Annotated in this window: 20 protein-coding genes; 17 read left to right on the top strand and 3 right to left on the bottom strand. The window is 41.8% G+C overall.

Features of this window, described 5'->3' with window-relative positions; all coding sequences use genetic code 11:
- Nucleotides 1-42 precede the first annotated feature (42 nt).
- The 7 genes from IJI01_RS05305 (at nt 43) to IJI01_RS05275 (ending at nt 10,032) form a co-directional block, all read left to right on the top strand.
- A complete protein-coding gene (locus IJI01_RS05305) occupies nt 43-1,248 on the top strand; it encodes a cobalt-precorrin-5B (C(1))-methyltransferase (RefSeq protein ID WP_292186879.1) in 1,206 nt (401 codons plus the stop codon).
- Between the two features lie 66 nt (nt 1,249-1,314).
- Nucleotides 1,315-2,409, top strand: coding sequence for a tryptophan--tRNA ligase (gene trpS / locus IJI01_RS05300; RefSeq protein WP_292186876.1), 1,095 nt, complete (start codon nt 1,315-1,317; stop codon nt 2,407-2,409).
- Nucleotides 2,409-3,854 (top strand): glycogen synthase GlgA, encoded by a 1,446-nt coding sequence (gene glgA / locus IJI01_RS05295; protein ID WP_292186873.1) that lies wholly within the window; start codon nt 2,409-2,411, stop codon nt 3,852-3,854. Before trpS ends, glgA begins: the two co-directional genes overlap by 1 nt.
- A 97-nt stretch (nt 3,855-3,951) precedes the next feature.
- Complete coding sequence (locus IJI01_RS05290; protein WP_292186852.1) at nt 3,952-5,670, top strand: putative polysaccharide biosynthesis protein; 1,719 nt, start codon at nt 3,952-3,954, stop codon at nt 5,668-5,670.
- A gap of 20 nt (nt 5,671-5,690) precedes the next feature.
- A complete protein-coding gene (locus tag IJI01_RS05285) occupies nt 5,691-6,785 on the top strand; it encodes a M42 family metallopeptidase (protein WP_292186849.1) in 1,095 nt (364 codons plus the stop codon).
- A gap of 144 nt (nt 6,786-6,929) precedes the next feature.
- Complete coding sequence (locus tag IJI01_RS05280; RefSeq protein ID WP_292186846.1) at nt 6,930-8,312, top strand: MATE family efflux transporter; 1,383 nt, start codon at nt 6,930-6,932, stop codon at nt 8,310-8,312.
- Nucleotides 8,299-10,032 carry an ABC transporter ATP-binding protein gene (locus IJI01_RS05275; protein ID WP_292186843.1) on the top strand — a complete coding sequence of 578 codons (1,734 nt, stop codon included), beginning with the start codon at nt 8,299-8,301 and terminating at the stop codon, nt 10,030-10,032. Before IJI01_RS05280 ends, IJI01_RS05275 begins: the two co-directional genes overlap by 14 nt.
- Before the next feature lie 100 nt (nt 10,033-10,132).
- Here the strand turns inward: IJI01_RS05275 and IJI01_RS05270 are convergent, their stop codons facing one another.
- From IJI01_RS05270 to IJI01_RS05260, 3 genes are all read right to left on the bottom strand, one after another.
- The gene (locus tag IJI01_RS05270; protein ID WP_292186839.1) at nt 10,133-11,947 is read right to left on the bottom strand and encodes an Rqc2 family fibronectin-binding protein; all 1,815 of its coding nucleotides are present in this window, start codon (nt 11,945-11,947) and stop codon (nt 10,133-10,135) included.
- Nucleotides 11,948-12,029: 82 nt separating this feature from the next.
- A complete protein-coding gene (locus IJI01_RS05265; RefSeq protein WP_292186836.1) occupies nt 12,030-12,833 on the bottom strand; it encodes an alpha/beta fold hydrolase in 804 nt (267 codons plus the stop codon).
- A 78-nt stretch (nt 12,834-12,911) separates the two neighbouring features.
- On the bottom strand, nt 12,912-13,763 hold the full coding sequence (locus tag IJI01_RS05260) for a MerR family transcriptional regulator (RefSeq protein ID WP_292186832.1): 852 nt from the start codon (nt 13,761-13,763) through the stop codon (nt 12,912-12,914).
- Between the two features lie 113 nt (nt 13,764-13,876).
- Between IJI01_RS05260 and IJI01_RS05255 the strand changes: the two genes are divergently transcribed.
- The 10 genes from IJI01_RS05255 to accA are packed head-to-tail and all read left to right on the top strand — an operon-like array spanning nt 13,877 to nt 21,969.
- A complete protein-coding gene (locus IJI01_RS05255; RefSeq protein ID WP_292186827.1) occupies nt 13,877-14,110 on the top strand; it encodes an acyl carrier protein in 234 nt (77 codons plus the stop codon).
- Nucleotides 14,111-14,136: 26 nt separating this feature from the next.
- Entirely contained in the window at nt 14,137-15,090 is a 954-nt protein-coding gene (gene fabK, locus IJI01_RS05250; protein WP_292186824.1) for an enoyl-[acyl-carrier-protein] reductase FabK, read from the top strand.
- Between the two features lie 26 nt (nt 15,091-15,116).
- Nucleotides 15,117-16,091, top strand: a complete 975-nt coding sequence (locus tag IJI01_RS05245) for an ACP S-malonyltransferase (RefSeq protein WP_292186822.1) — start codon at nt 15,117-15,119, stop codon at nt 16,089-16,091.
- The gene (fabG, locus tag IJI01_RS05240) at nt 16,084-16,824 is read left to right on the top strand and encodes a 3-oxoacyl-[acyl-carrier-protein] reductase (RefSeq protein ID WP_292186819.1); all 741 of its coding nucleotides are present in this window, start codon (nt 16,084-16,086) and stop codon (nt 16,822-16,824) included. Before IJI01_RS05245 ends, fabG begins: the two co-directional genes overlap by 8 nt.
- A gap of 44 nt (nt 16,825-16,868) precedes the next feature.
- Nucleotides 16,869-18,113, top strand: a complete 1,245-nt coding sequence (gene fabF / locus IJI01_RS05235) for a beta-ketoacyl-ACP synthase II (RefSeq protein WP_292186816.1) — start codon at nt 16,869-16,871, stop codon at nt 18,111-18,113.
- Entirely contained in the window at nt 18,110-18,529 is a 420-nt protein-coding gene (locus IJI01_RS05230; protein WP_292186814.1) for an acetyl-CoA carboxylase biotin carboxyl carrier protein, read from the top strand. Before fabF ends, IJI01_RS05230 begins: the two co-directional genes overlap by 4 nt.
- Nucleotides 18,522-18,947, top strand: coding sequence for a 3-hydroxyacyl-ACP dehydratase FabZ (gene fabZ / locus IJI01_RS05225; protein WP_292186811.1), 426 nt, complete (start codon nt 18,522-18,524; stop codon nt 18,945-18,947). Before IJI01_RS05230 ends, fabZ begins: the two co-directional genes overlap by 8 nt.
- 48 nt (nt 18,948-18,995) lie before the next feature.
- The gene (locus tag IJI01_RS05220; RefSeq protein ID WP_292186807.1) at nt 18,996-20,324 is read left to right on the top strand and encodes an acetyl-CoA carboxylase biotin carboxylase subunit; all 1,329 of its coding nucleotides are present in this window, start codon (nt 18,996-18,998) and stop codon (nt 20,322-20,324) included.
- 1 nt (nt 20,325) lies between these two features.
- Complete coding sequence (locus IJI01_RS05215; RefSeq protein WP_292186805.1) at nt 20,326-21,177, top strand: acetyl-CoA carboxylase carboxyltransferase subunit beta; 852 nt, start codon at nt 20,326-20,328, stop codon at nt 21,175-21,177.
- A 30-nt stretch (nt 21,178-21,207) separates the two neighbouring features.
- On the top strand, nt 21,208-21,969 hold the full coding sequence (gene accA, locus IJI01_RS05210) for a carboxyltransferase subunit alpha (RefSeq protein WP_292186803.1): 762 nt from the start codon (nt 21,208-21,210) through the stop codon (nt 21,967-21,969).
- The last annotated feature ends 16 nt before the right edge of the window (nt 21,970-21,985 follow it).

Raw genomic sequence — 21,985 nt, 5'->3', positions numbered from 1 at the left:
AGACACATAATATTGTGGTTTATCTTGTTAGAGAGGCCTTATATGGATCGATTTATCGTAAAGGATCAGAATAGTTTACTTAGTAGTCCTGTTTCATCAGGTGATTGTATGGCAGCTGCTGCACAGGCTGCAGCCAGTGATCTTTTGTTTAGGATCAGGTTTGAGAACATTATTGTATTTCATGGAACTTCCAGCAGAATCTATCCTGTTAAAAGAATAGATGAGAACTGTAATCTCAAGCAGTCTGAGTATTCCTGTGTTGTGGAAGGTGCTGCGCCTCCAGATATTAAGGACAGAGCTGAGATAAGAGTCTGCGTTTCATATATCGAGGACTTTAATAATATAAGCGACAAAGCGCATGTTGATCCAAGATTTGCCAATCTCTTTTTAGTTGGTGGAGAAGGTATAGGAACAGCATCAGGTGGAAGACCTGGATATCTTGACGGTGAGGCGCTTGTAGAAAAGCCTGTAAGAGATTCTGTTTTTGAGACAGTTGCTAATGTCTGCGATATTTCGGATGGTGCACAGCTTCTTTTGATAACTGTAAGCTGTCCCGGAGGAATGATGATAGCAGCCGGCAATACTATGGGACAGACTACCTTTGCCGGTGGAATCACCATTATGGGTGAGCATGCTACAATTTCCAAGATTCATCAGAGAGATATATCAGATTCAATTGATTTTCAGATCAAAAAGCAGGTTGATTATGGTGTAAATAGCGTTCTGGTTTCGCCTGGTAATTACTGTGCTGACAAGATCAATAGTCAGCTTCATGTACCGCTTACTACAGCTGCGCATTGCTACAATTATCCTGGACAGGCTATTGATAGCTGCGTATCTTACGGCGTAACTAACATGCTTCTTGTAGGTAATGTAGGTAAGCTTGTTAAGCTTGCTGCTGGTATTACTAACACTAATTCTTTTGCCTCAGATGGCAGAAGAGAGATATTTGCTGCACATACAGCAATAATTGGAGGAACCTCCAGCCAGGTCAGAACTGTTATGCACTGTCTTACCTGTGATGAGATATTGGCTCTTTTAACAACTTGGGGAATTAGAGACAGAGTAATGAGCAGTATCATGAATTCCATTGCTGAATACTGCACTATCAGGAGCCGTGGAAGACTTAATCTTGCTGTCGCGCTGTTTTCAGAAGAATTTGGCCTTTTAGGATCAACAATTAATACAAAAAATGTTTTAGTTAAGGTGTCTCAGGAACAATTTGCATTGTCACTTAAGCTAAAATAGAGTATTCTATATTAGTATACTTTTTTGTAAAGTATTCGAAATTTGGTTTTAGGAGAAATTTGGGGAATGAGTAAGATTATTTTGACTGGAGACCGCCCTACAGGCAAGCTTCACGTAGGACATTACGTAGGTTCTCTGCGTAGAAGGGTCGAGCTTCAGAATTCAGGGGAGTTTGATAAGATTTTCATTATGATCGCCGATGCTCAGGCGCTTACAGATAATGCTGATAATCCAGAGAAGGTACGTCAGAACATTATCGAGGTAGCACTTGACTATCTTTCTGTTGGACTTGATCCAGCTAAGTCTACACTGTTCATTCAGTCACAGATTCCAGAGCTTACAGAGCTGTCCTTCTATTATATGAATCTCGTTACAGTTTCAAGACTTCAGAGAAACCCTACTGTTAAGTCTGAGATTGCTATGAGAAACTTTGAGACCAGCATTCCTGTTGGATTCTTTACATATCCAATCAGCCAGGCAGCTGATATCACAGCCTTCAAGGCAACTACAGTTCCTGTAGGTGAGGATCAGGAGCCAATGCTCGAGCAGTGTAAAGAAATCGTTAGAAAGTTCAATTCAGTATATGGAGAAGCTTTGGTTGAGCCAGAGATTCTTTTACCTGATAATGCAGCATGTCTTAGACTTCCAGGTATTGATGGTAAGGCCAAGATGAGTAAGTCACTTGGTAACTGCATCTACCTTTCTGAGGAGCCAGAATCAATCCAGAAGAAGGTTATGAGCATGTTCACAGATCCTAATCACCTTAGAGTTGAGGATCCAGGTCAGGTTGAAGGCAATCCAGTATTTATTTACCTTGATGCTTTTGCCAAGGATGAGCATTTTGCTGAGTTTGCACCAGATTATGCTAACCTCCAGGAAATGAAGGATCACTACTCAAGAGGAGGTCTTGGTGATGTTAAGGTTAAGAGATTCCTTAACAACGTACTTCAGGCTGAGCTTGAGCCTATCCGCAATAGAAGAAAAGAATTCCAGAAGGATATACCTTACGTATATGAAGTCCTTAGAAAAGGCAGCCAGGTAGCTGAGGAAGTTGCTGCACAGACACTTGCTGATGTTAAGGCAGCAATGAAGATCAACTATTTTGACGATAAAGAACTTATAGCTATGCAATCTGCAAAGTATGAGGAGAAAAACGACTAATGAAAAATATCCTTTTTGTAGCTTCTGAAGGAGTACCATTTATTAAAACAGGTGGACTTGCTGATGTAGTTGGCTCACTTCCCAAGGACATTGATAAGAGATACTTTGATGTCCGCGTGATTCTGCCACTATATAAGTGTATTAATCAGCAGCTCAAGGAAAAGATGGAATATGTTTCCAACTTCTACATGGATTTTCATTGGAAAAATGAGTATGTTGGTATCTTCAGAGCAGAAGTAGACGGTATCAAATATTACTTCATTGACAACGAGTTTTATTTTAACGGGATGAAGCCTTATGGTGATGATGTGCTCTTTGAGATCGAGAAGTTTGCATTCTTCTCCAAGGCAGCACTTTCAATTCTTCCTGTTATCGATTTCAGACCTGATATCATTCACTGCCATGACTGGCAGACAGGACTTGTACCTGTATATCTCAAGGAGAGATTCCAGGGAAGCGAGTTCTACAGAGGAATTAAGGCAATCATGACAATTCATAACCTTAAGTTCCAGGGTAAGTGGGATATCAAGGCAGTTCAGGATATCACAGGACTTCCTGATTATTACTTCACACCAGATAAGCTTGGCCTTTTCAAAGATGCCAACCTTCTTAAGGGCGGAATTGTCTATGCTGATGCCATTACTACAGTTAGTAAGGCATATGCAGAGGAGATCAAGACTCAGTTCTATGGTGAGGAGCTTGATGGCCTTCTTAGAGCAAGAGCCAATGACCTTAGAGGTATTGTCAACGGTATTGATTACACAGATTTCAATCCTGAGACAGATAAATACATTCCTTATCAATACAATGCTATTAACTTCCGTAAAGAGAAGGTTAAGAACAAGAAGGCACTCCAGAAGGAGCTTGGTCTTAAGGAAGATGAGAAGTGCATGATGATCGGTATCGTATCAAGACTTACTGATCAGAAGGGCTTTGATCTTATCAACTATGTTCTTGATGAGCTTTGCCAGGATGCTATTCAGCTGGTTGTACTTGGTACAGGAACAGAGCAGTATGAGAATTCCTTCCGTCACTTTGACTGGAAGTATCATGACAAGGTATCTGCTAACATTTATTATTCAGAGCCTATGTCACACAAGATTTATGCTGCATCTGATGCATTCCTGATGCCTTCACTCTTTGAGCCATGCGGACTATCACAGCTCATGGCACTTAGATATGGTACAATTCCGATTGTACGTCAGACAGGCGGACTTATCGATACTGTTGAACCATACAACAAGTTCGAGAGCACAGGAACAGGTTTTGGATTCCTCAACTACAATGCTCATGAGATGCTTGGAACCATCAGAGAAGCTGAGAGAGTATACTACGATCAGAAGCGCGAGTGGAACAAGATGATCGACAGAGCTATGGCAGTTGACTTCTCCTGGAAGATATCTGCTGAGAAGTATCAGGAAATGTACGACTGGTTAAAACCTTGATTATTAAACATTTGAGGTGTCAACGGCTGTTGACACCTTTATTTATGTGAATCATAATACAAGCTGTAATGCTTGATGATATGAAAGTTGATTTGTAATGAATAACAATATTGGTAATAAAGAAATGAAAAAAAGCCTCTTGATGAATGCTGGTATTCTGGCTGCTGCTGGAATTATCAGTAAGATCATAGGTCTTTTATATGGAAGTCCTCTGGCGGCTATTATCGGGGATGAGGGTAACGGCTACTATGGAACTGCCTACGAGATTTATACGATCATTCTTTTGATCTCTTCGTACAGTATTCCATCTGCTATGTCCAAGATCATCTCTGCAAGGCTTGCTGTAGGAGAGTTTAAGACAGCACAGAGGATATTTAGATGTGCTCTTGTTTATGTAACAATAGTTGGACTTATAGGAAGTCTTTTGCTTTTCCTTGGAGCTGATGTTCTTGCAGCAGGAAGAGCAGCAACAGTCCTTAGATTCTTTGCTCCGACTATTTTTGTTTTTGGATTTCTGGGAGTATTAAGAGGTTATTTCCAGGCCCAGAGGACAATGGTTCCATCATCTGTTTCTCAGATCTTAGAGCAGGTCTTTAATGCAATTGTCAGTGTTGGCGCAGCCTATATACTCACTGGAATTGCCGGAACGCAGGATATGTCCAAAAGAGCTGTATACGGTGCTATAGGAAGCGCCCTTGGTACAGGCTCTGGTGTACTGGTAGCTCTTTTATTCATGCTTCATATCTATCTCTTTAACAGAAAAGAGATTCATAAGAGAATTGACTCAGACCAGCATGAGGTACTGCCAGATAAAAAGATTTACAGCATGATCATTTTGATCGTAACCCCTTTTATTCTTAGTACTGCAATTTACAATCTGTCATCATCACTTAATGCTACACTGTTTTCCAGAATCCTCATGTATGTGAGACATGTGGATGAAGCACAGGTGGCATCAATGTATGGAATATACGCAAGGAAAGCCAAGGTTATCACAAGCCTTCCTATAGCACTTGCAAGTGCAGCAGCTTCTGCAATGCTTCCAGAAGTATCAGCTCTTTTGGCCAAGGGAGATAAGGAAAAAGCAAGTGAGACCATTTCCAAGGTTACCAAGGTAATCCTTCTCATTGCTATTCCAAGTGCAGTAGGACTTTTTGTCCTTGCCAAGCCATTTATCATGATTTTGTTCCCACAGAGAGCATCTATTGGAGAGGCTGCGTATCTACTCCAGATACTTGCAATTACTGTAGTGTTTTACTCGCTTTCAACTATTTCCAATGCAGTGCTTCAGGGAATAGGAAGGGTTAACACACCTGTAGTTAATGCGTTCCTTGCTCTTATTGTGCAGACAGTAGTACTTAGCGCGCTTTTGGTATTTACAGATCTTGGCGGAGCAGCTCTTTGCATAGTTACAATAGTTTACTCACTTCTCATGTGTATTCTTAACAGTATGTCACTTAAGAAGAGCATAACTACTAGCAATAATTTCAAGAAGACCTATGTACTTCCTGGTATTGCAGCTGTTGTTATGGGAGCATTTGCATATCTTTCATACGTACTTGTAAGCTTTATTGCTTATTCAATTGGACGTATTCAGAGTATTGGCACAGTGGCAGCGGAGCTTAAGTTTGCGGATTATATGTATACAAATTACTTTGTTAACCTTGTTTCTGCTATGGTTGCAATGGTAGTGGCAGTAATTGTGTACTTTGTAATGCTGGTTAAGATTGGCGGAGCTTCTGAGTCTGAGATCAGGAGAATTCCTAAGGCTTACCTTCTTGTTAATGTTATGAAGAAGCTCAAGATTATGAAATGATAAGAAAGGAAAAGATAAATATGGCAGCGAAGAAAACAGCAGGTAAAACAACAAATAAGACATCTACAGTAAAAAAGATTGATCTTACCAAATACACAGACTTTATAGTAGAGGAGACAACCAAGCTCCTTAACATCGATTCACCAACTGGCTACACTGAGGAAGCTGCAGCCTGGGTTAAAAAGGAGTTCGAGAAGCTTGGCTTTAAGGCAACCCTTACTAATAAAGGCGGCGTAATCGTTGATCTTACAGGTAAGGATAAAAAGGATGGCCTTTTACTTGAGGCTCACACTGATACTCTTGGCGGAATGGTTGCTACAATCAAGGGGAATGGAAGACTTCAGCTTACTAACCTTGGTGGTATGAATCCAAACAACGCAGAGACTGAGAATGTAAGAGTAGTGACTAAGTTCAATGGCATCTATGAAGGAACATTCCAGCTCAACAACGCCTCAATACATGTTAATGGTGACTATGATGATATCAAGCGTAAATGGGATACATGTGAAGTAGTTCTTGATGAAGATGTTAAGACAAAAGAGGATACAGAAAAGCTTGGCATCTCAGTAGGTGATATCGTCTGCTTCGAGCCAAACGTAAGAGTAACCAAGACTGGCTACATCAAATCAAGATTCCTTGATGATAAGCTCAGTGTAGGTATTCTTCTTGGACTTGCCAAGTACATCAAGGAAAAGAAGGTTACTCCTAAGAGAGCTCTTTATGCTCACATTACTGTATATGAAGAAGTTGGACATGGCGGCTGTGGCAGTGTTCCAGAGGGCTGCACAGAGGCTATTTCTGTAGATATGGGTTGTGTAGGCGAAGGCCTTACCTGCACAGAGAAACAGGTATCTATATGTGCCAAGGACAGTGGTGGCCCTTACAGCTTTGAGATTGTTAAAGCGCTTACCAAGGCAGCTGTAGATAGTGGTGCTGACTATGCAGTAGACATCTATCCACACTACGGAAGTGACGTAGAAGCTACACTTCGATCTGGTAATGATCTTAAACATGGACTTATTGGTGCTGGCGTTTATGCATCTCATGGCTATGAGCGTAGCCACAGAGATGGAGCAGAAAATACACTTCGTCTTCTTATCCAGTACGCAATCTAAGGATAAATTTCATCAATCTTGTTGCAAATAAATAGTGTGCAATGTAAAATGTATCAGTGCCTTTCTTGGATCAAGTAAGGCACTGATTTTTGTCTATGAACTATTTAGATGAAACACGATTATTATTGAATCTATGGAGTTATAATGAACGATCAACTTGCAGCTATCAGGAACGGAGAGAAGTTATCACTTCGAGAGGAAATCATACTGATAATAAGACTTTCTCTTCCAGCTATTCTGGCACAGCTTTCATCAGTAATAATGCAATATATAGATGCCTCCATGGTAGGTCACATGGGAGCAAATGCTTCAGCGGCTATTGGACTTGTGACCAGTACCACATGGCTTATTGGCGGTCTTATGACAGCGGCCAGTATGGGCTTTACTGTTAGCGTTGCTCACAGAATAGGAGCTAATGATGAAGCAGGAGCCAGAGTAATAGTTAAATGGGGACTTGTTTGCGTACTTGGCTTTGGACTAGTTCTCATGGCTGTATGCGTTACAATTAGTGGATATCTTCCAACCTGGATGGGCGGAGATGTGGCTATAAGGAGAGATGCTTCTAATTATTTTCTTGTATATGCCCTGACTATTCCAATTCACGAGATGCTCTATGTGTCTCAGGGAATGATACAGTCTAGTGGAAACATTAGGGTTCCCAGCATCTTAAGTGTTATCATGTGCGGACTTGATGTTCTGTTTAATGCGATTCTTATCCCTATTTTGGGAGTTGTGGGCGCAGCCCTTGGAACATCTATTTCTATAGTGATCATTTCTTTTATAATGATGTATATTCTGCTTGTTAAGACGCCTTCTCTTTATCTGGTGGGGAGACAGGACAAGGTCAGAACTGGATTTTCAGAATTCTTGTATAAAGAAATACCTAATGCTCTTAAAATTGCAGTTCCTGTTGCTATAGATAATATAATCATGGGCTTTGCCTACGTTGCTTTTACAAGAATCGTATCTCAGTATGGCACAGTATCAGTAGCAGCTAATTCTTTTTCCATAACAGCAGAGAGCCTTTGTTATATGCCGGGCTTTGGAATAGGCGTTGCTGCCACAACTATAGTTGGACAGTGCATTGGAGCAAGAAGACGAGATGAAGCCAAAAGACTTGGCTGGATGGCGGTAATTCTTGGTATGCTTGTTATGGGCTTTAGCGGATTTCTCATGTGGCTCTTTGCACCTCAGATGATCAGCATCTTATCACCTGATGCTGAGATCAGAGTTCTTGGCACAGAGATACTTAGGATCGAAGCCTTTGCTGAAGCCTTTTACGGCGCAGCTATTGTTTCTGCCGGCGTATTCAGAGGAGCAGGAGAGACACTTTTATCAAGTGTACTTAATCTTGCTAGTGTGTGGTGTGTCAGAATCCCACTTGCATGGTATCTTGGTTCAAGATTTGGACTTAAAGGCGCATGGATTGCCATGTGCACTGAATTATGCGTAAGAGGAATTCTGTTCCTGATTCGTTTGATATTATGGAATAATAAAGCTAAGGAGAGTGAAAATGCAGCTGGTTAAGAAGTTTTTGCCTTACTATAAACCATATATGGGAGTATTCCTGTTAGATCTTTTATGCGCATCAATACTTTCTATTATTGATCTGGCATTTCCTCAGTTTCTAAGGATACTGAGATCAACACTTTTCCTTGAGGCACCTGAAGTTATCCTAAAAAGACTTGGTATTATAGCCCTTGGCCTTATAGTGATGTACGCTGTCAGATCATTTTGCAGATGGTACGTAACCTATCAGGGACATATGATGGGAGCTAAGATGGAATCTGGTATGAGAAGAGAGCTCTTTGATAAGTTTGAGGACTTTTCTTTTTCTTACTATGATTCTCACAACACTGGCGAAATGATGAGTAAGCTGGTTTCTGATCTCTTTGATATATCTGAGCTGGCTCACCATGGTCCTGAGAATATATTTATTTCTGTAGTTAAGATTCTTGGCTCATTTATACTCCTAATGAGAATCAATGTTCCTATGACTCTTTGCCTTGTGGCTGTTGTCATCTGTATGGCATTCTTTGCAATAGGCCAGAATAAGAGAATGAGAGTTACCTTTAGGGATAACAGGAAAAAGATAGCCGGAATTAACTCATCTCTTCAGGACACACTTGGCGGAATCCGCGTCGTTAAGTCTTTTACTGGCGAGGATATAGAAAGAGAGAAGTTTGATAACAGCAATCTGGCATTCCTTGATTCCAAACAGGCCAATTACAGACAGATGGGAATCTTTAATTCAGGTAATAACTTCTTTGAAGGACTTATGTTTATTACAGTTCTCGTGGCTGGTGGCTTCTTTATTGCCAAGGGCCAGATGACAGGTGAAGACCTTGCTATCTATGCGCTGTATATCAATATTTTCATAAATCCTGTTAACGTTCTGGTTGAGTTCACAGAGCAGCTCCAGAAGGGCCTTGCAGGCTTTGAGAGATTCAGGGAAGTTGTAGAAACTGAGCCTGCAATCGTAGATAAAGAGGGCGCTGGAGAGCTTAAGGATGTTAAGGGCGTTATCGACTATGAAGATGTATCATTCTCATACGAGAACGGCGAGGCAGTCCTGTCTAATATCAATCTTCATGTTGATGCAGGCAAATCTGTTGCAATTGTTGGCCCATCAGGTGGCGGTAAGACAACGCTGTGCTCGCTGCTTCCAAGGTTCTATGACGTAACAGGTGGAAGCGTTAAGATTGATGGAACTGACATCAGGGACGTAACTCAGAAATCACTTAGATCATATATTGGTATTGTTCAGCAGGATGTATATCTTTTTAATGGTACGGTAAAAGAGAATATCGCCTACGGTAAGCTTGATGCAACAATGGATGAAATCGTAGAAGCTGCGAGAAACGCTGATCTTCTCGAGTTCATTGAAAGCCTTCCTAATGGCTTTGATACACAGGTTGGTGAGAGAGGAGCAAGACTATCCGGCGGTCAGAAGCAGAGAATTGCCATTGCCAGAGTATTCCTTAAGAACCCTCCAATCCTTATCCTTGATGAAGCCACAAGTGCTCTTGATAACGAGAGTGAGCGCTATATTCAGGAGAGCCTTGATAAGCTGTCATATGGCAGAACTACTATCACCATAGCTCACAGACTTTCAACTATTCTGGGCGCAGATGAGATCATTGTTCTGGATGAGGATGGAATCAAGGAAAGAGGCAATCACAAAGAACTTATCAAGCTTGGCGGACTGTATGAGAAGTATTATCGTATGCAGCTTGGTGGAATCTGATGCAATACTGATCATCAAATAGAAGAATAAAATCTTACATAAAAAGAAAAGATACCAGTGGATCTGAATTCCATTGGTATCTTTTTTATATTAGTCATTATTAGTCACTTATAAGCTTTAATGCAGAAATATCCGGCGAAATAGCCATTGAGTAGTTGGTGTAGTAAACTACGAAGCCTGGTTTTGCTCCGCCTGGCTTTTTAACTTCTTTTCTCATGACGTAGTCGATCTCGACTTTTTCCTGCATCTTGCCCTTGGAGTAGAAGGCTGCGAGTGCTGCAGCTTCTTCGAAGGCTCTGTCTGGAACTTCTTTCCCGCCTGTGATCAGGACAACGTGAGAGCCTGGAATCTTCTTGGCGTGGAACCACCAGTCACCGCCATTGGCTGTCTTGAAGGTGAGCTCATCATTTTGGATGTTGTTCTTGCCTACGTAGATGTCGAAGCCATCACTTGAAAGGTAGTGGAATGGCTTACTTGTAATTTTCTCCTTGTGGCCATTTTTGCCTGTAGGATGTGATTTGATATAACCACTGTCAGCAAGTTCCTGTTTGATCTGAGCAAGGTCTGCTTCCTTCTGGGCAATTTCAAGTGCTGTCTGAATGGATTCAAGCTGATTGATTGCTTCCTTGGTCTCTTTCATCTGTTCCTCGAGGGCCTCAGCAGTTCTTTTCAGCTTGGTATATTTGTCAAAGTACTTCTTGGCATTCTGTGAAGGCGTGAGAGTAGGATCAAGGGTGATGGTCACGTCCTTGCCTGTGTTATAGTCATTGACTGTTATCTTCTCGGCACCTGGCTCTGCGCTGTAGCCATATACAGTAAGAAGTTCGCCGTAAACTCTGTATTTATCCTTCTTTTCACTGTCGGACATCTGCTTGAGCTGGAGCTCGTATTTGCGGACGTTTCTCTCAAGGGAAGTCTGGACAATCTTACGAAGGTCAACTGACTTTTGACGTATCCTTGTGACAACATTTTTTTCAGCGTAGTAATTCTGGAGAAGCTCTGAAATGCTGTCATATTCCTTGAAGGAATGATGTTCAGAGTTTGTATCAGTAGCATTTTCTGCATTTGAAGACATTCCGTACAAGGTCAGCGGAATAGAAGCATATTCCTTGGGAGCATCATCCTCATATACAACCACTGGAGTGAACTGTCCATTTTTAACAAGGTCCATTACATCACTAAAGGCTCTATATACAGCGATTGACTCAGAAGTATCAAGAGCAATGGCGGACTTATCTGCATCAACACCGCTCCTATAACAGATTTCCTGAGCTATAATAGGAGACAAGCCTGTATAGCTTGAATAAATAGCCTTGAAAAGCGGCATTCCCTTACTGAGAACGCAGCTGGAAAACTCGTCAGCTGTTGTGGTGAGCGGATTAGCCTTATCCTGAGATGGAATGAAGTATTCGCGTCCAGGTAAAACTTCTCTTACTGAGCTGACAGAAGCTGGGATATGCTTGATACTGTCGATTATCATATTGTTCTCATCTGTGAAGATGATATTGCTGTATTTACCCATGATCTCAATGAGCAGAACCTTGTGACGAAGATCGCCCATTTCATCAAGGTGCTCAACCTCAAAACGGATGATTCTCTCAAGACCACCTGGCTGAGTAATAGACATAATACGGCCATTCTGAATGTGCTTACGAAGGAGCATGCAGAAGTTAGGCGCTGTCATAGGAGACTGCTTGGTCTCGTCAGAAAGGTATGTAAGCGGAAGAGAAGCATCAGCAGAAAGAACTATCTTTTCCTGTTTGATACCATATTTATCCGCGTTTTCAAAGGAGAGCTTAACTGTAATGAAGAGTTCGTCGCTCTCTGTCTGTGCTATTTTGTAAATACGACCACCAGTTAATCTGTCACTAAAATCCTTGGTGAGATTCGCAATAGTAATTCCATCAAATGCCATTTCTTTTCTCCAAAAAAGATAATAAAAAATCCAAGACTCACATTGAATAAACAATGAGCCTTGGATAGAATTTTACACTATATTACTCAGTAAGGAAAGCATACATCCTGTCTCTGTAGTCGGGAGCTGTGTCAAAGGCAGCGTGACCATAGCCAATATACATGTAGAGCTTAAAGTCTGGCCTGTAATCAAGGTTTTCTGCAATTTCCATGGTGGCATCTGAATCAAGAACAGCGTCCTCATATACGCCAATTGCCAGAGTAGGGCACTGAATCTTGGATACATCCTTTGAAATATCAAAGCCTAATATGGATTTGGCGAGTATTGTAAATTTCTCAAGTTCTTTGGCGGTAACTGAGTTTGCTACATCTTCAAAGTATTCCTTATATTCGTCGTAAACTTCAGGAGGATATATTTCCTTGGCAAAGCTCTGATAAAGAGTATGAGCATCCTTTTTCTCTGCAAGCTCAATCCATTTTTTAAGTACCGCGGACTGCTCCTTTTTGATGTGAGATGAAGTTGAACCAAGAATAAGTTTTTTTACCAGTTCTGGATGCTCAATAGCGATTACCATGGCAATCATGCCACCCTGTGAAGCTCCGAAAAGACATATATCTTTTAACCCAAGAGACTCAATGGCTGTTACAGTATCCCTTGCCATCTCGTGAATAGAGTAGTTTTCTGGAATTTCCTCGCGCCTGTCGAATACATAAACGGTAAAAGATTCTTTGATCCTTGCTGAATACTCAGCCTCAACTGTATTAGCTGCCCCCATTACGCTCTGGATGCTAAGACCTGGAATCAGAACCAAAGGCTTGTCGCCGGTTCCGAACTTAAAATAGTTCATTGAAAAGCTGTCTGTTGTTACCTTGCTAATTTCTGCCATCTGTGATTTCCCCTCCAAATCAACTGATTAGTATTTTCATCTTATCCACATATCTATACGAACAAAGTGCGCGCTATGTCACTTGGAAACGCATATAAACAGATATTTAAAATAGGTGTGCTGCTTTTCTTTGTTGTACAGATTGATCAGACTTACGATGAATAGATCGGAGACTGCGGTGAGTCCGTGTCTCCTCATATATGATACCATTTTTTCGTAAATTTTATCTATATCAGACTGACCGTGTTCGTGATAGCAGGCAACCACATTGTTACTGGGAAGCTGCACGGAAGTCTCGTTGTCAGCAGGAAGAAAAGACAAACTGACTACATTGTTGTAGACGTAGCGCTTTTTACGCATATTCTCATAGCTCATGGTCACGCCAGTTGGAAAGGTTGAAAGAGTGCCATCTCCAGCGGTTTTAGCCAGATGAATGGAAATATCTTCCGCGATATCAGCCACATGAAAGGCAGTATCACTGTCTTTTATTGGTGTTGAAGATACGCTTATATCAGGAATAAAGTCTTCAAATACCTTGTTGAAGCCGTGTTCATCACAGGTATTAAGAATCCACATGCCTAGGTGTAGAGCGCTTATTTTCTTGTTTATTAAAAAGAGCTCTCTCTGCATATCAAGTATCTTGGAGTTGCCAAGTCTGGTAATGGCATCCTTGGAGCCAGAATCTATCATGTAGCGTATTTCCTGAATTGAACAGCCGGCTTGTCTCATGGTTGTGATAAAGAAAAAAGAACTGATCTGCGCCGGAGAATAATAATGATATCCATTGTCTGGATCAACCTTGGGAGCAATGATCCCCTGCTCGTAATAGTGGCGAAGAGTATCCCTAGTTGTACCGCACAACTTCGCAAATTGACTGACAGTTAACGAATACTCGTTTTCATCGTCTTGAAAACCATTTCCCATTGTCATTAAAAACCTCATATTTTCTATAATTTTTCTCTTGACCTGGGGGTTACCCCCAAGATTATTGTAACAAAAGATTGATAATATAAAAACTTTTATTTCAAAAAGGAGAATGAAAAATGAAGGATGTTAGAGGTGTGATCGTAAAAATAATTGCAGAGTATCTTGATAAGGATGAGTCAGAGATCGATGTAAATTCTACATTTACTGATATTGTTCTTGATTCACTGGATATCATGGAGCTGGTTATGCAGATGCAGGAAGAGCTTGATTGTAAGATTGAGCTTTCACAGGATATCACAACAATTGAGCAGCTTACTAAGCTCATCGAGAAACAGGAAGTAACAGTTTAATACATACTGTTCTGAACGGAGGAGAAATGAATACAAATCCAGTTTGTGAGATGCTCGGTATAGAGTATCCGGTGATTCAGGGGGGCATGGCCTGGATAGCAGATGCGCAGCTGGCCGCAGCGGTTTCTAATGCAGGGGGACTTGGACTAATTGCTGCCATGAATTCAAATGGTGAGCAGCTAAGGGCTCAGATAGTCAAGGCAAAAGAGCTGACCAATAAGCCTTTTGGTGTGAATCTGATGCTCATGAGTCCATTTATTGATGAGGCAGTTGAAGTTGTATGTCAGGAAGGCATCAAGGTAGTTACTACCGGAGCTGGAAATCCTGCCAAGTACATGGATAAGCTTTTATCAGCGGGAGTTAAGGTTATATGTGTTGTAGCAAGCGTTGCTCTTGCTGTAATGGTAGAGAGAATGGGCGCCAGTGCTATTGTTGCTGAAGGCTGTGAATCAGGTGGCCATGTGGGAGAGACAACTACTATGGCGCTTGTTCCGCAGGTTGCAGATGCAGTGAATATTCCGGTTATTGCTGCCGGCGGAATTGCCGATGGCAGAGGAATGGCGGCTGCTTTTATGTTGGGAGCCAAGGCTGTACAGATGGGAACAAGATTTCTCACAGCCAAGGAGTGTGGTGTACATCCTAATTACAAGGAAAAGGTTCTAAAGGCTAAGGACAGAGACACAATTGTTACCGGTAAGAGCCTGGGACACCCTGTCAGAGCGCTTAAGAATCACATGACAAGAGAATTCCTGGAAAAAGAAAATGACAAAAACACTACCCCTGCTGAGCTTGAACAGATGGGTGCCGGGGCCCTTCGAAGAGCTGCAATAGAAGGTGATGTCAGGACAGGCTCTTGTATGTGCGGACAGATTGCAGGACTTGTTAAAACAGAAGATACCTGTCAGGAGATAGTCACAGGAATCTGCAACGATGCATATGAGCTGATGGGATTAGAGCCAGTTAAAGCGAAACTTGCGTAACTGAAGTTTTTCTGAGGAGATAGGTTATGGGAAAAATTGCATTTTTATTTTCTGGTCAGGGAAGTCAGTATCCTGGAATGGCTAAGGACTTATACGAGAATATCCAGGAAGTTCACGACTTTTTTGGTGTGGCTGAGGCAATAAGACCTGGAACAATAATTCAGGTGCTAAGGGGAACAGAGGAAGATCTTAAAAAGACTGAGAATACTCAGCCTTGTCTTTTCCTTGCAGATATAGCAGGCTCTCTTGCACTAGAAAGTGCTGGAATTCATCCAGATGTGGTTGCAGGCTTTTCTCTTGGCGAAGTTGTTGGAATGGCTGTATCCGGTGGCCTTTCTAGTGTAAGTGCATTTAAGCTTGTATGTAAAAGAGCACAGTTTATGCAGAAAGCTTCAGAAGAAGTAAAGGGAAGCATGGTGGCAGTCATTGGAATGGACAGAGATGAGTTGGTAGAGATGTGCGAGAAATCCAAGGTTTATCCAGTAAACTTTAACTGTCCAGGACAGATTGTCGTATCAGGCGAAGAAAAGAACATGGATAAGTTCAAGAAAAAGCTTGAGAAAAACAAAGTCAGATTTGTTGAACTTAGCGTCAGCGGATCCTTCCATACGCCCTATATGCAGGAAGCTTCTGAGCTTTTAAGAGATGAGATAAAGAACGATAGTATCTATAAGTTCAAGGCAACTGATAAGCCTCTTTATGCAAATAAGACAGCAAGGCCATACCCGAACAAGCCAGATGATATGATAGATCTTTTGTCTGATCAGGTATCAAATAGCGTAAAGTGGGAGGATACACTCCTTAATATGTCCAGAAGCGGCGTTGATACCTTTATAGAATGTGGCCCCGGAAGAACACTTTCTGGTTTTGTTAAAAGAACTGTTCCGGGAGCTAAGATTTACAACATCTGTGATATGGCTTCGCTTGAAAAGATTAAATCAGAGCTTTCCGAGAAAACATTAGATGTAGAAGAAAAAGATAAGGAGCAGATCTATGCTTAATGGAAAAACTGCTGTAGTTACAGGCGGAAGTAGAGGTATAGGAAGGGCTATATCTTTTAAGCTTGCCGGGAGCGGCGCAAATATCGCGGTTGTGGCTACCAGAGAGACAAAAGAAGCTAAAGAGACAATAGAAAAGCTTAAGGAACTAGGCGTAGATGCAAAGCTCTATATCTGTGATATCAAAAATACTGATGAAGTGGCTTCTGCTTGTGAAGAGATACTAGCTGACTTTGGACAGGTTGATGTTCTCGTTAACAACGCCGGTATTACAAGAGATAACATTTTGCCGTCGCTATCTACCATGGATATCGATGATGTTATAGATGTAAACCTCAAGGGCACTATGTATGTGACCAAGGCTTTTATCAGGCAGTTTGTCAGGAAAAGATCTGGAAGCATCATAAATATCAGCTCTGTAGTAGGCCTTATGGGAAATAAGGGGCAGACTAATTATTCTGCTTCCAAGGCTGGAATCATAGGCTTTACCAAATCTGTAGCAAGAGAATATGGCAAGAAGAATATTAGATGTAACGCTGTAGCTCCAGGCTATATAGCGACTGACATGACAGGAGCACTTTCTGATGAACAGAGAGATATGATAAGGACTCAGATACCTCTTGGAACACTTGGAGATCCTGATAACGTGGCAGATCTTGTTTTGTTCCTGGCATCTGATGCATCTTCCTATATCACTGGGGAAGTTATTAAGGTAGATGGAGGAATGTACGTGTAAGTCAGAAAATGAGTGTTACACAACAGTTATATGAGGAGAGATAAATGAAAAGAGTAGTAGTTACAGGCTTGGGGGTTATTACACCTATAGGAAATGATGTAGAAACCTTCTGGAATAGCATAACAAGCGGCAAGTGCGGAATTGGCAAAATCGAGCGCTTTGACGCATCAAGGTTAAAGGTGAGTCTGGATGCCGAGGTTAAAGACTTTGAACCCAAGAAATATTATGAGACAGCTCAGGAAATAAGAAAGTCAGATCTTTTCATGCAGTATGCCATGGGAGCAGCAAGGCAGGCTGTGGATCAGAGCGGTATCCTTAATGCTGACATTGATAAGGAGCGCTTTGGAGTTTATGTAGGAACTGGAATAGGCGGAATCAATACGACTATCAGAGAGACCAATAAGCTAACAGAAAAAGGTCCTGATTTTGTATCACCATTTTTTGTACCTATGATGATCAGTAATATGGCTGCAGGCGCCATATCAATTAAATTCGAAGCAAAAGGCCCGACACTTCCTGTTGTGACGGCCTGTGCCACATCAACTCATACAATTGGAGAAGCTTACAGAGCGATCAAACACGGCTATGCGGATGTGATAATAGCTGGAGGTGCTGAAGCGTCAATCAATGAACTTTCCATGGCAGGTTTTGTAAATTGTCAGGCTCTTAACCTCTCAGAGGATCCTGACGAGGGAAGCTTACCTTTTGATAAGAGGAGAGGCGGTTTCGTTATGGGTGAGGGAGCTGGAATGCTGATTCTGGAAGAATATGAGCATGCCAAAAAGCGTGGCGCCCAGATTCTTGCAGAGGTTACAGGCTACGGTAATACTTCTGATGCTTATCACATTACAGCCCCTGACCCAGAGGGAAGCGGCGCTATAAGGGCAATTAAGAGTGCAGCTACTGAAGCTGGCATTGGGGAAGCTGACAACCTTTACATCAATGCACATGGTACAGGTACGCATCTTAATGATGCAATGGAGACTAAGGCTATCAAGGCTGTATTTGGGGAGAGGGCCTACGATATTCATATCAGTTCTACTAAATCTATGACAGGACATATGATGGGGGCGACTGGTGCTGTAGAAGCAATCGCATCTGTCCTTGCTCTTCAAAACGGAATCGTTCCACCGACAATCAATTATAAGGAAAAAGACGAAGAGTGTGACCTTGACTATACACCAAACAAGGCACTGGCTACTGACCTTAAGTATGCAATGAGTACGTCACTTGGCTTTGGTGGTCACAACGCCTGCATTGCATTTAAGAAATATGAGGAAAAGAAATGACAAATACTCTTAAAGACTACGTTGATGTATTCAGAGATTTAGGTCTGACGGAATTATCTGTTGAGGATGAAGGTATAAAGCTTGTACTTAAGAAAAATATAGTTGCTGTGGCAGAGCCTGCTAGCGTAAATGTAACTGTACCTAAGGCAGATGTTCCAAAAGAAAATAAAGCTAACGGAACTGAGGTAAAAGCTCCGCTTCTTGGTGTGTTTTATTCAGAAGTAAATGGTAAGGCTCTTAAGGTCGGAGACATGGTCAAAAAAGGTGATGTCCTTTGTAGCATTGAAGCCATGAAGATGATGAATGAAGTGAAGGCTCCAGTAGATGGAAAAGTTACAAACATAAATGCAAAAGAAGGCGATCTTGTGGAATTTGGTCAGGTTCTTTTTGCGATTGGAGAAAAGAGCGATGAATAAAGAAGAAATAAAAAAGCTTCTTCCCCACAGAGAGCCAATGCTTCTGGTAGATGAAGTAGTTCTAAATGATGATGGTACAGCTACAGGCTTTTATCATGTCAGGGGAGATGAATTTTTTTTACAGGGGCATTTTCCGGATAATCCGATTGTTCCCGGAGTGATCCAGTGCGAGATGATGGCGCAATCAGCCTGTATACTTTTTGCTGACAAGATGAACGAGCCAGGTGTTTTACCTTTATACACTGGGCTTGATAAGGTCAGGTTCAGGGGAATGATCAAACCTTCAGATACAATCCGTATCGATGTAGAGCTTAAGCGTAGCAGCCATCCGCTATATCTTTTGCATGGAGAAGTATCTGTAGATGGCAGGAAATGCATGGGCGGCGATTTTTCTTTTGCCCTGACTAAGGCAGAGTAGGTAGTGCAGTATAAGTCTTTTGTTTGTTGTACAAGCGGAGGTGGTAATGTGTTTGAAAAAATACTGATCGCTAATAGAGGAGAAGTAGCTGTACGAATTATCAGAGCCTGCAAGGAAATGGGAATAGTGACTGTTGCGGTATACTCAGAAGCTGACAGAGATGCTCTTCATGTTGGTATGGCTGATGAGAGCTATTGCATAGGTGGGCCTCTTCTCAAGGACAGCTATCTTAATATGGATGCCATTATTACAGTTGCTTTGCGGACCAGAGCTGCAGCTATTCATCCAGGCTATGGCATGCTATCAGAGAATCCTGAATTTGCCAGAAGATGTGAAGAAAATCATATTACTCTCATTAGTCCCGGCTCAGAAGTCATGGAGAAAATGGGACAAAAAGAGTTGGCAAGAAAGCTGGCTACTGCAGCAGGAGTTCCTGTTACACCTGGAAGTGACATTTTGGAAAATGTAGAAGCAGCGTTTATGGCAGCTTCTGAAATTGGCTATCCGGTTATATTAAAAGCCAGAGCAGGTGGCGGCGGGAAAGGAATTCGCATTGTAAGATCGGAGGATGAGCTTGAAACGGCCTTTGACCAGGTCCAAAAAGAAGCCAGAAGTTCTTTTAACGACGATGCCATTTTCATGGAAAAATACCTTGAAAATGTTAAGCATGTTGAGGTTCAGATACTGGGAGATGTCAAAGGTAAGATTATAGTTCTTGGAGACAGGGACTGCTCAGTACAGCGCAAGAACCAAAAGCTCATAGAAGAATGCCCAGCTCCTGTGTTATCAGATGAACTCCGCCTTCAGATGTATGAGGCTTCCGTAAGACTCGCAAAAGAAGTGGGCTATGTAACAGTTGGAACGATCGAGTACCTTGTTAAAGGCAATTTTTTTTATTTCATGGAAATGAACACGAGGCTGCAGGTTGAACATTCTGTCACCGAGATGGTTTCCGGAGTGGACATAGTTGAGTGGCAGATAAGGACAGCTGCCGGAGTAGAGATCGATTTTGAACAGAAGGACATAGCTATCAGTAAGCATGCTATAGAGTGCAGGATCTGCGCTGAGAATTCCCAGAGCTTTGCACCATCAACTGGGAAGGTTGAAATGCTCCATGTTCCTGGAGGCGTCGATGTGAGGTTTGATTCAGCTCTTTATACCAATTATGTCGTAACACCTTTCTATGATTCGATGCTGGGCAAACTTATAGTATGCGCAAACTCAAGAGATGGCGCTATCAGGAAGATGAAGAGCGCCCTTTCAGAATTTGTGCTTGTTGGAGTTGATAACAACAGGGAAATGCACATGAAATTTATGAATAATAACAGATTTATCGTAGGTAACTATGATACGACGATCTGTCAGAAGGTTTTATAAAATGGACTTAAAAAAGCTTTTTCTTAAGGCGGACAATGAGCTTGAGAGTAGCGAAAAAAGAATAAGAAGTAGGAAGATCACCTGCAAAAAGTGCCAGAATACATCGCCTGTCAAAAAGATAAGGAAAAATTACTTTGTCTGTCCTGAATGCGGATACTACTTTCCGGTAAGGGCAAGGCGAAGGATCCTTATGCTGACTGATAACAGAAGCTTTATAGAGCATGACAGGGATATGGCATCAAGGAATATCCTTGATTTCCCAGAGTATGAAGAAAAACTTACTGCTGCCAAAGATAAGAGCCGTGAAAATGAAGGAGTTATCACCGGAGTAGCTCAGATTGGAGGACATAAGACCTGTATCTTTGCTATGGATGGCAATTTCATGATGGGCTCTATGGGCGCAGTTGTAGGGGAGAAGATAACAAGGCTCTTTGAGTATGCTACGACGCAGTCTCTTCCTGTTATTGGCGTTACTGTTTCCGGTGGAGCCAGAATGCAGGAGGGAATGATCTCTCTTATGCAAATGTCCAAGGTTTCAGCCGCTGTAAAAAGACATAGTGATAAAGGCGGGCTATATATAGTTCTTTTAACTAATCCAACAACTGGAGGAGTTGATGCAAGCTTTGCCATGCTGGGAGATATTACCCTGGCTGAGCCTGGAGCAAGAGTTGGCTTTGCAGGGCCAAGAGTAGTTGAGAAAACCTTGAAAACCGCGCTTCCTGATGGCTTTCAGAAGGCTGAGAGAGTTATGGAATGCGGCTTTATTGATGCTATTGTTCCAAGGCATGAGCAAAAAGACTATCTGGAAAGACTGCTACGACTTCATGAAGCATCAAGAGAAGTAAGTATGTGAATTAAGAGATTTGTTGAGCGGGCTTAAATTATGATGACTGATATAGAGATTGTAAGAGCTGCCAGATCTGAAAAAAGGAAAACTGCCAGAGATTATATTGATGGATGTTTTACTGATTTAACGGAGTTTAGCGGCGATAGATTATATGGAGATGACAGAGCAATCATCGGTGGCATCGGGCTACTTCAGGACATGCCTGTTACTGTCATTGGAATAGAAAAAGGCAAGAACACCGAGGATCGCATTCTTCATAATTTTGGAAGTGCACACCCTGAAGGCTATAGAAAGGCCTTGAGACTCATGAAGCAGGCTGAGAAGTTTCATAGGCCAGTTATATGCTTTGTAGACACTGCTGGTGCATTTCCTGATGTGGAATCGGAAGAACGAGGCCAGGGAAGGGCTATTGCGGAGAATCTGTATGAGATGTCAACCTTAAAGACACCTGTTCTTTCTATAATAATAGGCGAAGGTGGAAGTGGAGGTGCGCTTGCTCTTAGCCATGCTGACAGAATATGGATGCTGGAAGATGCCTATTATAGCGTTGTGTCTCCTGAGAGCTGCTCGAACATTCTGTGGAAGACTCTTGATAAAGCAGATGTGGCAGCAAGGGCTCTGGGACTGACTGCAGATAAATTATATTCTCTTGGAATTATTGACAGAATCTGTAAGGATAAAGCTTTACAGGAATTTGCAGCTGACATATATGGGCAGATAAAAGAGCTTATGAGTGTTCCAACAGACAGACTTCTGGATGAGAGATACAAGAAGTTCAGAAGCATAGGATATATCTGATCTAAAATAAAAATAT

The sequence above is a fragment of the Butyrivibrio sp. genome, from assembly GCF_017433805.1.
In the GTDB taxonomy this organism is placed as follows: Bacteria; Bacillota; Clostridia; order Lachnospirales; family Lachnospiraceae; genus Butyrivibrio.
This window is presented reverse-complemented; position numbering and strand designations above follow the sequence as displayed.